9 protein-coding genes are annotated in these 10,265 nt (G+C 66.2%); 5 read left to right on the top strand and 4 right to left on the bottom strand.

From position 1 onward, the window contains the following. The 4 genes from JC881_RS25750 to JC881_RS25735 all read right to left on the bottom strand — a co-directional run. Positions 1-940 (bottom strand): branched-chain amino acid ABC transporter substrate-binding protein (locus tag JC881_RS25750; RefSeq protein WP_198788547.1); only part of this gene is annotated, 940 nt, incomplete at its 3' end. 202 nt (positions 941-1,142) lie between these two features. After that, positions 1,143-2,372 carry a branched-chain amino acid ABC transporter substrate-binding protein gene (locus JC881_RS25745; protein ID WP_198788546.1) on the bottom strand — a complete coding sequence of 410 codons (1,230 nt, stop codon included), beginning with the start codon at positions 2,370-2,372 and terminating at the stop codon, positions 1,143-1,145. Positions 2,373-2,523: 151 nt separating this feature from the next. Further along, entirely contained in the window at positions 2,524-4,167 is a 1,644-nt protein-coding gene (locus tag JC881_RS25740) for a 3-(methylthio)propionyl-CoA ligase (RefSeq protein WP_198788545.1), read from the bottom strand. A gap of 243 nt (positions 4,168-4,410) precedes the next feature. Further along, positions 4,411-6,207, bottom strand: a complete 1,797-nt coding sequence (locus JC881_RS25735) for a carboxylesterase/lipase family protein (protein ID WP_233102034.1) — start codon at positions 6,205-6,207, stop codon at positions 4,411-4,413. 150 nt (positions 6,208-6,357) lie between these two features. Between JC881_RS25735 and JC881_RS25730 the strand changes: the two genes are divergently transcribed. From JC881_RS25730 to JC881_RS25710, 5 genes are all read left to right on the top strand, one after another. Further along, entirely contained in the window at positions 6,358-7,434 is a 1,077-nt protein-coding gene (locus tag JC881_RS25730; protein WP_198788544.1) for an AraC family transcriptional regulator, read from the top strand. Positions 7,435-7,497: 63 nt separating this feature from the next. Then, positions 7,498-8,979, top strand: a complete 1,482-nt coding sequence (locus JC881_RS25725; protein ID WP_198788543.1) for a protein adenylyltransferase SelO family protein — start codon at positions 7,498-7,500, stop codon at positions 8,977-8,979. Then, a complete protein-coding gene (gene msrB, locus JC881_RS25720) occupies positions 8,976-9,386 on the top strand; it encodes a peptide-methionine (R)-S-oxide reductase MsrB (RefSeq protein ID WP_198788542.1) in 411 nt (136 codons plus the stop codon). The genes JC881_RS25725 and msrB overlap by 4 nt, the downstream gene beginning before the upstream one ends. After that, positions 9,383-9,922: a septation protein A gene (locus JC881_RS25715; RefSeq protein WP_093432924.1), complete on the top strand. Its 540-nt coding sequence runs from the start codon at positions 9,383-9,385 to the stop codon at positions 9,920-9,922. Before msrB ends, JC881_RS25715 begins: the two co-directional genes overlap by 4 nt. 5 nt (positions 9,923-9,927) lie before the next feature. After that, positions 9,928-10,206, top strand: coding sequence for a BolA family protein (locus tag JC881_RS25710; RefSeq protein WP_198788554.1), 279 nt, complete (start codon positions 9,928-9,930; stop codon positions 10,204-10,206). Positions 10,207-10,265 lie beyond the last annotated feature (59 nt).

Here is a 10,265-nt window from a genome sequence, read left to right as displayed (position 1 = left end):
AGATGTCGGTGGTGTACATGTCGTCGTTGAAGCGCTTCTTGAATTCGCCCATCAGCGGCTGCACCGGGCCCGGCGCGTTGTAGTGGCTGTAGCCCACCTGGTAGACCTTGCCGTCCGAGGCTGCACCCATGGCGGTCGGCGTGCCGTTGGTCACCGCGTAGTAGGTGTAGAACTTGACGTTCAGGCCCGCGTCGTTGGCCGACTTGATCAGAAGCGCGAGGTCCGAGCCCCAGTTGCCGGTGATGACGGTGTCGGCGCCCGAGGCCTTGATCTTGGCGATGTACGGCGCGAAGTCGCGCACCTGCGCGAGCGGGTGCAGGTCGTCACCGACGATTTCCACGTCGGGGCGTTTGCTCTTGAGGTTGTCCTTGGCGTACTTGGAGACCTGCTGGCCGTGCGAGTAGTTCTGGTTGATCAGGTAGACCTTCTTGATGTCGGTCTGGTCCTTCATGAAGGTGGTGAGCGCCTCCATCTTCATGGACGTGTCGGCATCCAGGCGGAAGTGCCAGTAGCTGCACTTGCTGTTGGTCAGATCGGGATCGACCGCCGCGTAGTTGATGTAGAGCACTTCCTTGCCCGGGTTGCGGGCGTTGTGCTTTTCCAGCGCATCGATGATGGCCAGCGCCGGGCCCGAGCCGTTGCCCTGCACCACGTAGCGCGCGCCCTGGTCCATGGCCGAGCGCAGCGCGCTGGTGGTTTCCTGCGGGCTCAGCTTGTTGTCGATGCCGATGACTTCGAACTTCACGCCGGCCACGTTCTTCTTGTTGAATTCTTCGGCCAGGAACTGGAAGGTCTTGAGCTGGTTCGTGCCCACCGCGGCCATGAGACCCGAGAGCGGGTCCAGCCATGCGATCTTGACGGTCTCACCCTTCTGGGCCAGAGCGCCGGTGGCACTCGCGGCAAGGATGGCTGCGGTAGCGATTTTCAGAGCGAACTTCACGATCTATTTCTCCTGGTCAAACCGAATCAAAAAGCCTTGCACGAGCGTACAAGCGTTCGCAGCCCCTCCCCTCAGGGAATGCCCGTAAGGGGGTGGCCGCGAAGGCCCATTCCTATCGCGCAGGCGACAGCGCATTTCTCCAATTGCTACCCGCCGGTAGACCATTGCTACCAGCGAGTAGGAAATGCGTTCACAAAGACGCCTAGGGGCGCTTCATCTGGCAGGTCGTCGGCGTGCTCGCCACATACGACTCGTAGTACTTCACGGGGACGTTCGTGTAGCCGGTGTTCTCGGCGTCGTAGGGGTACTTGGCGCTGGCCTTCTCCCAGCGCGAGATGTACAGGCCCTGCTGCAACTGGTGGTCGGCCTTGCGCATCTCGACCTCGCCGTTGAAGCTCTTGATCTTCATGCCTTCGAGCGCGGCGGCCACCTTCACGGGGTCGGTCGACTTGGTCTGGGCGAAGGCCGCATCGAGCAGCGCGAACACGTGGTAGATCGAGGCCTGCGTCAGGTCGTCGTTCATCTTCTTCTTGTAGCCGCCCAGCAGCTTCTGGATCTCGCCGCCCATGTTGTAGTGGGCATAGGCCACGGTGTAGACCTTGCCGTCGGACGTCGCACCCATGGCCGTCGGCGTGCCGGCTCCCGGCGCGTAATACGTGAGGAACCTGACGTTCAGGCCCGAGTCGTTGGCCGCCTTGATGAGCAGCGAGAGGTCCGAGCCCCAGTTGCCGGTGATGACCGTGTCGGCGCCCGAGGCCTTGATCTTGGCGATGTAGGGCGCGAAGTCGCGCACCTGGGCCAGCGGATGCAGGTCGTCGCCCACGATCTGGATGTCGGGGCGCTTGACCTTCAGGTCTTCCTTGGTGAACTTGGACACCTGCACGCCGTGCGCGTAGTTCTGCCCGAGGATGTAGACCTTCTTGATGTCGGGCTGGTCCTTCATCCAGGTGGTCAGCGCCTCCATCTTCATGGAGGTGTCGGCGTCCACGCGGAAGTGCCAGTAGCTGCACTTGCTGTTGGTGAGGTCGGGGTCGACCGCCGCGTAGTTCATGTACAGCAGCTCCTTGCCCGGATTGCGCGCGTTGTTCTTCTCGATGGCGTCGATGATCGCCAGCGCCGGGCCCGAGCCGTTGCCCTGCATGATGTAGCGCGCGCCCTGGTCCTGCGCCGAGCGCAGCGCGGCGGTGGTTTCCTGCGGGCTCAGCTTGTTGTCCAGCGCGATGATCTCGAACTTCACGCCCGAGAGATTCTTCTTGTTGAACTCCTCGGCCAGGAACTGCGTGGTCTTGAGCTGGTTGGTGCCCACCGCGGCCATCAGGCCCGAGAGCGGATCGAGCCACGCGACCTTGACCGTCTCGCCCTTCTGGGCGAAGGCGGCCGCGGCGCTCACCAGCAGGGCACAGGCAGCGACCGACTTGAGGGCAAATTGCATGAAGAGTCTCCTGGATGAAAGGCGGAAATGAGGTGGGATGCCAGCGTACAAGTGCCCCTTTTTTCCACGCACAGGGATTGCCCGGAAGGAAGCCCGCCGAAGCGGTCTTCCTATCGCATGCGCGACAGTGCGGTGGTGTCGGGGGCTGTTGTCAGAGCGTGGGCAGCTTGTAGTCCTTGAGCAGTTCGCGCAGCTTGGTTTTCAGGATCTTTCCGGTGGCGCCGATCGGAATGGCTTCGACGAACACCACGTCGTCGGGAACCTGCCACTTGGCGGTCTTGCCCTCGTAGAACTTGAGCAGTTCCTCGCGCGTGACCTCGGCGCCGGGCTTCTTCACGACCGCGATGATCGGGCGCTCGTCCCACTTCGGATGGAACACGCCGATGCAGGCGGCCATGGCCACGGCCGGGTGCGCGACGGCGATGTTCTCGATCTCGATGGAGCTGATCCACTCGCCGCCGGACTTGATCACGTCCTTGCTGCGGTCGGTGATCTGCAGGTACCCCTCGGCGTCGATGGTGGCGACGTCGCCGGTGGGGAACCAGCCGCGGCCCTGCGCATCGGGAATGAGCGGATCGCCGCCCTCGCCCTTGAAGTATTCCTTGACGATCCACGGGCCTTTGACCAGCAGGTCGCCGTAGGCCTTGCCGTCCCAGGGCAGCTCGTTGCCGTCGCCGTCGACGATCTTCATGTCCACGCCGAAGATCGCGCGGCCCTGCTTCATGCGGATCTGCAACTGCGCATCGGGCGGCAGCGACAGGTGCTTGTTCTTGAGCGTGCACAGCGTGCCCAGCGGGCTCATCTCGGTCATGCCCCAGGCATGCAGCACCTCGACGTCGAACTTCTCCTGGAACGCCGTGATCATGGCCGGCGGGCAGGCCGAGCCGCCGATGACGGTGCGGTTGAGCTTGCTGAACTTCAGGCCACCGGCCTGCATGTGGCCCAACATCATCTGCCACACGGTGGGCACGCCGGCCGCGAAGGTCACGCCTTCGGATTCGATCAGCTCGAACACCGACTTGCCATCGAGCGCCGGACCAGGGAACACGAGCTTGCAGCCCACGAGCGCGGCCGAGTACGGAATGCCCCAGGCGTTGACGTGGAACATCGGCACCACCGGCAGCACCGAGTCGCGTGCCGACAGGCGCATGACGTCGGGCAAGGCCGCGGCGTAGGCGTGCAGCATGGTCGAGCGGTGGCTGTAGAGCGCGGCCTTCGGGTTGCCCGTGGTGCCGCTCGTGTAGCACATGCTCGAGGCGGAGTTCTCGTCGAAGGTGGGCCAGTCGTACGCGTTCGGCTGCGCGCCCATCCAGCCTTCGTAGCTCACCAGGTTGGGGATGCCGCTGTCGGCCGGCAGCTTGTCAGCATCACACAGTGCAATCCATTTCCGGATCGTGGGGCACTTGGCGTGCACCGCCTGCACCAGCGGCAGGAACGTGAGGTCGAAGCACAGGATCTGGTCTTCGGCGTGGTTGGCGATCCAGGCGATCTGGTCGGGGTGCAGGCGCGGGTTGATGGTGTGCAGCACGCGGCCGCTGCCGCTCACGCCGTAGTACAGCTCCAGGTGCCGGTAGCCGTTCCAGGCGAGCGTGGCGATGCGGTCGCTGAAGAGCAGTTGCTCCCCGTCCAGCGCATTGGCCACCTGCCGGGCACGCGATGCGATGCCGCCCCAGGTGGTGCGGTGGATGTCGCCTTCGACACGGCGCGAGACGATCTCGCCGTCGCCGTTGTGGCGCTCGACGAACTCGATCAGCGACGAGATCAAAAGCGGTTGGTCTTGCATCAAACCCAGCATCTACAGGCTCCTTGTTTCAACAAAATTCAGTGGTTTCTCGGACTACGGCGATTCACGCAATTTATGTGCGTTCGCACAATGACAGAAACCCGCAGTCTTGGAGGACCGATCTGTCGTCAAGACGACAGCTGGCGCCCGCCGGAGCGTGCAGGCACCTTGTCCATGACGTGACCTTCGCCACCAGCGCGGCGGCCATCGCCGCCATCGCCGCCGTGCCGGTGTGCCTGGATGCGCGCGCAGTGCTCAAGGCGCGCTGTTCTGCAGCTGCGTCTTGCTGGCGTCCAGCACGATCTTGCGCGGCCAGTTGGGCCAGGTGACGCCCAGGCCCGGATGGTTCGGATCGCCATTGCGCGCGAACGCGGCCAGGCTCCCCACCATCGCATCCGACAGCGCCTCGCGCCCCGGCCGGTTCGCTTCGCCGAAGGAGAACGAGAAGATGCTGGTGCCGAAGTTGTGGAACATGAACGCCGTGTCCAGCCCGTGCGTGGCGCCATAGACGGTGTTGAACGGCGCCACCTGCTGGCTCCAGTCGAAGCGGTAGTACCAGGTCCTGGCCGGCAGGTACTTGGCCACCGAGTCGATCTGCGCGGGCAGGCCATTGAGGAAGATTGCGTTGGTCGCGAAATCCGACGACGCCTTCCAGCCATTCAGCGGCTTGTCTACCGGCAGGTAGGGCGCGTTGATCAGGTCGGCCTCGGTGAGCGTCACGGGCGCGTCAGGGTTGAAGTTGTACTGCAGGCCGAAGCGCTCGTAGTCGGTGGGCTTGAAGCCCAGGCCCTGCCCCGTGAAGGTGCCGAACAGGTTGGCGAACAGCGTGCCTTCGTCGCGCGTGTTGCCGATCAGCATGGGCACCTTGTTGAACCGGCCGGCATCGACCTCGGCGCGCGAGTTCACCGGCAGGATGGCGCCGTCCTCGATCGGCGCCGGCGCGTTACCCAGTTGCGGGTTCGCGAGCACGATGGCCAGCAGTCGGTCCGCCGGGAGGCCGCGCAGGTAGGCCGCGATCTGCGCATCGCTCTGCGAACCCACCCAGGCGTTGGCCGAGGGGGTGTCGGTGGCCCTGCCGTCGGCGATGGCGATCGCGTTGAGCAGCGCCTTCGAATAGGTCTGCGCGGTGGCACGCGTCGCGAACGAAATGCCGCCGCTCAGCGGCACCGCCTTGTGCAGCAGGCCCGCCGACGCGCTCGAGACGACCAGCCCCCAGGTGTTGACCGCGCCCGCGGACTGCCCCATCACCGTGACGTTGCCCGCGTCGCCGCCGAAGGCGCCGATGTTGGACTGGATGAACTTCAGCGCCTGCATCTGGTCGAGCAACGCGAAGTTGCCCGAGTCGTTGCTCGCGTTGCCGGTCTTGAGCTGCGGCAGGTCGAGCCAGCCGAGCACGCCCAGGCGGTAGTTGATCGTCACGACGACGGCGTCGCCGCGCTTGGCGAGCTGGGCACCGTCGTAGCCCGGGTCGGCCGTGTAGCCCGAAATGTTGCTGCCGCCGTAGATGTAGACGATCACCGGCAGCTTGGCGGCGTCGCCGGCCGGGCGCCAGATATTGAGCGTGAGGCAGTCCTCGTCGCCCACCGGCTTGCCGAAGCCCTCGCGGTTGCCGAGGCCAAACGGTGCGTCGCCGGGCGCGGGGCTGAAATAGCGCCCGCCCTGGGCGCAGCTGCGGCCGAACTGGCTCGCGGCGCGCACGCCGTCCCAGGCCTTGGGATCGGCGGGCGGCGCCCAGCGCAGGGCGCCGACGGGCGCCTGGGCGAACGGAACGCCCTTCCAGAACAGGGTGCCCGTCCTGGCGCTGTCGTCCACGCCTTCGATCTTGCCGGCGGTGGTCTGGCGCACCATGGGGCCGTCGGCCGGGGGCGCGGGTGGCGGGGCCGGCGGCGGTGGTGCCGCGGGAACGATCGGTGTGAAGGAAAAGCCGGAATCCGAGCCGCCGCCGCACGCGGAAAGCGCGATACAGGCCGTCACCGCCATGGCCCTGGCCACGGCCTTGGCCGCCGTGGGCCGGCTTGCGCCCTGGTTTTCCGTTGTCTCTGTCTTGTTCATTGTTTGTCTCCACACCGGGTTAATCGGAATTCCTGCACCGGTGTCCGGCAGCCATACTCCGGCCAGCCAGACCCGCCAGAAAATTCTAGGAACGGACCGCGCTTCCCCCGCTATCGCAAGCGAGCCAATTCAATGACTTCAGGAGCCTCCATGCCGCATGCACAGCGCCGGCCGCAACGCCGGCCGGGCTGCACACAGCAGCCGGAACTGCGGACCAGCTCGGCCGCCTGGCTCGAAGGCGTGCTCTCGATGTTCGAGGCCGAAGGCCTGGACGTGCCTTCGCTGCTGCGCGAGGCCGGGTTCGATCCCGATTCGCTGCACCGCCAGAACGCGCGCATCCCGGTGGACGAGATCTCCGTGCTCTGGCAACTGGCCGTGGCGCGCGCCGGCAAGCCCACGCTGGGCCTGCACCGCGAGCTGGCCGCCACGCACACCAAGCTGGGCACGGTCGGCCATGCCATGTCGTGCAGCGCGGACCTGGGCGAAGCGCTCACGCGGCTCACGCGCTACATGGCGGTGATCTCGGACGCGACCGCCTTCGCGATGCAGCCCGAGGCGCGCGGTTGCTGGCTGGTGATGGCGCACACGGGCGGCAGCCTGCCCATTCCGCGCCAGCGCGTGGAGTACGCGCTGCTGACCGTTCTCATGCAGTGCCGGTGGCTCACACGGCGCGACCTGCAGCCGATGGCGCTCGAATTCGTCTACCCCCCGCCGGCCGACGACCGGCTGCACCGCGAGGCCTTCGGCTGCCCGATCCGCTACAACGCGCCCGCCAACCGCCTCCTGCTGTCGGCCGCCGACATGGCGATGCCGCTGCCCACCCACCACCCCGTGCTCGGCGAGATGCAGGAGCACCTGCTGGACGACCAGCTGACCTTGCTCGGCCAGACCACCACCAGCAGCCTGGTGTGCGCCGAGATCGCGCGCCGCCTGCAGCAGGGCGAGCCGCGCCGGCAGGACGTGGCCGCGGGCCTGGGCCTTGCGGAGCGCACGCTGCAGCGGCGGCTGCAGGAGGAGTCGGTGTCGTTCCAGTCGCTGCTCGACCGCACCCGTCGCGAACTCGCGCAGCAGTACCTGGCGGAAGACCGCCACACGCTCACCGACGTGGCGGACATGCTCGGCTTCGTCGACAGCAGCAATTTCTTCCGGGCCTGCAAGCGCTGGTTCGGCCTGCCGCCGGCGCAGTACCGGGCGCGGATCTGGGACACGCCGGCACTCGCCCACTGAGCCACGCCGGGCGACGATGGCCCGCGCGGCAAGGGGTTACGCCCGGTGCCGGACAATCGACGCATGAGCCTGCTTGCTGAAGACACGGACGTCGCGGACCTGGGATTGCGCTGGAAACCCGGTTTCGCGGCCCTCGGCCCCGCCTTTCTCACCCACCTGCGACCCACGCCCCTGCCCGACCCGTACTGGGTGGGCCACAGCGAATCGGTGGCGCGCGAGCTGGGGTTGCCGGCCGACTGGCGGCAATCGGACACCACGCTCGCGGCGCTGACCGGCACCCTGCCGGTCGCCGGCACCAATCCTTTTGCCACCGTCTACAGCGGGCACCAGTTCGGCGTGTGGGCCGGCCAGCTCGGCGACGGGCGGGCGATCATGCTGGGCGAAACCGAAGGCGAGCTCGAGGTGCAGCTCAAGGGCGCGGGCCGCACGCCCTACTCGCGCGGCGGCGACGGCCGCGCGGTGCTGCGCTCCAGCATCCGCGAATTCCTGTGCAGCGAGGCCATGCACGGCCTGGGCATTCCGACCACCCGCGCGCTCAGCGTGACCGGCTCCGACGCCCGCGTGTACCGCGAAGCGCCCGAGAGCGCCGCCGTCGTCGCCCGCGTGGCGCCCAGCTTCATCCGCTTCGGCCATTTCGAGCACTTCGCGGCCAACCAGCGGGAAGACGAACTCCGCGCGCTGGCCGACTACGTCATCGACCGCTACTACCCGGCCTGCCGCACCACCGAGCGCTTCAACGGCAACGCGTACGCCGCCTTCCTGGAAGCCGTGAGCGAGCGCACCGCCGCCCTGCTCGCGCAGTGGCAGGCCGTGGGCTTCTGCCACGGGGTGATGAACACCGACAACATGAGCATCCTCGGGCTCACCATCGACTACGGGCCGTTCCAGTTCCTCGACGGCTTCGATCCGCGCCACATCTGCAACCACAGCGACACCAGCGGCCGCTACGCCTTCAACCAGCAGCCGAACGTGGCGTACTGGAACCTCTTTTGCCTCGCGCAGGCGCTGCTGCCGCTGATCGGCGACCAGGAAGTCGCCGTCGCCGCGTTGGAGTCGTACAAGACGGTGTTCCCGAACGCCTTCGAGGCCCGCATGCGCGCCAAGCTCGGGCTGGCGGATGCGGCCGAGAGCGATCGGGCGCTGATCGAAGGCGTGCTCAAGCTGCTGGCCGCGGGCAAGGTCGACTACACGATCTTCTGGCGCCGCCTCTCGCACTACATGGCCGACAGCAATGCCGAACCGGTGCGCGACCTGTTCCTGGACCGCGCAGGTTTTGATACCTGGCTGCTCTCATTTTCAGAGCGCCATGCGCAATCGGTGCGGGCCGATGCCGGGAGGTTGATGCTTCAATCGAACCCGAAATACGTGCTGCGGAACCACCTGGGCCAGCAAGCCATCGAAGCGGCTGCGCAAAAGGACTTCTCGGGTGTGGCAACCTTGCTCACGCTGCTCCAAACCCCATGTGAAGAACATCCCGGCGCCGACGCGTACGCCGGCTTCCCGCCCGACTGGGCCTCCACGATTGAAATCAGCTGCTCATCATGACCACTCCTGTTGAAAAAACCGACGCCGAATGGAAGGCCCTCCTCGCTGAAAAAGGCGCCGAGCCGGCCGCCTTCGAGGTGACCCGCCACGCCGCCACCGAGCGCCCCTTCACCGGCAAGTACGAGGCGCACTGGGACGACGGCACCTACCACTGCGTGTGCTGCGGCGCCAAGCTGTTCGAGTCGGGCACCAAGTTCGACGCCGGCTGCGGCTGGCCCAGCTTCTCGGAAGAAGCGGTGCCCGGCGCCATCAGGAACATCGTCGACCGCTCGCACGGCATGGTGCGTACCGAGAATGTCTGCGCCAATTGCGGCGCCCACCTGGGCCACGTGTTTCCCGACGGCCCCACCGAAACGGGCCTGCGCTACTGCATGAACTCGGCGTCGCTCGATTTCCAGAAAAAATGAAACTGATCCTCGACTTCTTCCCGATCCTGCTGTTCTTCGGCGCCTACAAGCTCGGCGACATCTACACCGCCACCGGCGTGCTGATGGCCGCCACCGTGGTGCAGATGGCCATCATCTATGCGATGGAGCGCAAGCTCCAGGCGATGCAGAAGGCCACACTGGTGCTGATCCTCCTGTTCGGCACGCTCACGCTGGTGCTGCACGACGACCGCTTCATCAAGTGGAAGCCCACCGTGCTCTACGGCGCGATGGCGATCGCACTGGCCGTGGCGCTCTGGGCGCTGAAGAAGAATTTCCTGAAGATGCTGCTGGGCTCGCAACTGGAGCTGCCCGACCGCATCTGGGGCCGTCTGAACGTGGCGTGGATCGGCTACTGCCTCTTCATGGCGCTCATCAACGGCTACGTGGCGGCGTACTTCACCACCGAGGCCTGGGTCAACTTCAAGCTCTGGGGCTATGTGTTCCCGATCGTCTTCCTGGTGGCGCAGGGCCTGTACATCGCGCCGCACCTGAAGGAAGACAAGCCGACCGCATGACCAGCATGACCAGCATGACCATTCCCCTTCCGACCGTGGCCGCGCTCGAAGCGGCGCTGCACGAGGCGCTGGCCCCCACGCAGCTCGAAGTGATCGACGAAAGCGCCGCGCACGCCGGTCACACAGGCGCCAATGCGGAGGGCTACGGCACCCATTTCCGGGTCCGCATCGCCTCCCCGAAGTTCGACGGCAAGCCCCGCGTGGCGCGGCATCGGCTTGTGTATGATGCCCTCCAGGTTTTTATCGCACAGGGTCTGCACGCCATCGCCATCGAGGTGCTCTGAGTCGTCCGTACTGGTTGAATGGGGTTGCACGCGGCCTTCGCCGCGATGCCCCAGCCGTC

It is taken from the genome of Variovorax sp. IB41 (genome assembly GCF_016405905.1).
Taxonomy (GTDB): Bacteria; Pseudomonadota; Gammaproteobacteria; order Burkholderiales; family Burkholderiaceae_C; genus Variovorax.
This window is presented reverse-complemented; position numbering and strand designations above follow the sequence as displayed.

Bases quoted from the DNA above. Each gene is read 5' to 3' on its own strand.
- JC881_RS25740 (WP_198788545.1), bottom strand. From the start codon at position 4,167: ATGCTGGGTTTGATGCAAGACCAACCGCTTTTGATCTCGTCGCTGATC.
- JC881_RS25745 (WP_198788546.1), bottom strand. From the start codon at position 2,372: ATGCAATTTGCCCTCAAGTCGGTCGCTGCCTGTGCCCTGCTGGTGAGC.
- JC881_RS25715 (WP_093432924.1), top strand. From the start codon at position 9,383: ATGAAACTGATCCTCGACTTCTTCCCGATCCTGCTGTTCTTCGGCGCC.
- JC881_RS25735 (WP_233102034.1), bottom strand. From the start codon at position 6,207: ATGAACAAGACAGAGACAACGGAAAACCAGGGCGCAAGCCGGCCCACG.
- msrB (WP_198788542.1), top strand. From the start codon at position 8,976: ATGACCACTCCTGTTGAAAAAACCGACGCCGAATGGAAGGCCCTCCTC.
- JC881_RS25710 (WP_198788554.1), top strand. From the start codon at position 9,928: ATGACCAGCATGACCATTCCCCTTCCGACCGTGGCCGCGCTCGAAGCG.
- JC881_RS25725 (WP_198788543.1), top strand. From the start codon at position 7,498: ATGAGCCTGCTTGCTGAAGACACGGACGTCGCGGACCTGGGATTGCGC.
- JC881_RS25730 (WP_198788544.1), top strand. From the start codon at position 6,358: ATGCCGCATGCACAGCGCCGGCCGCAACGCCGGCCGGGCTGCACACAG.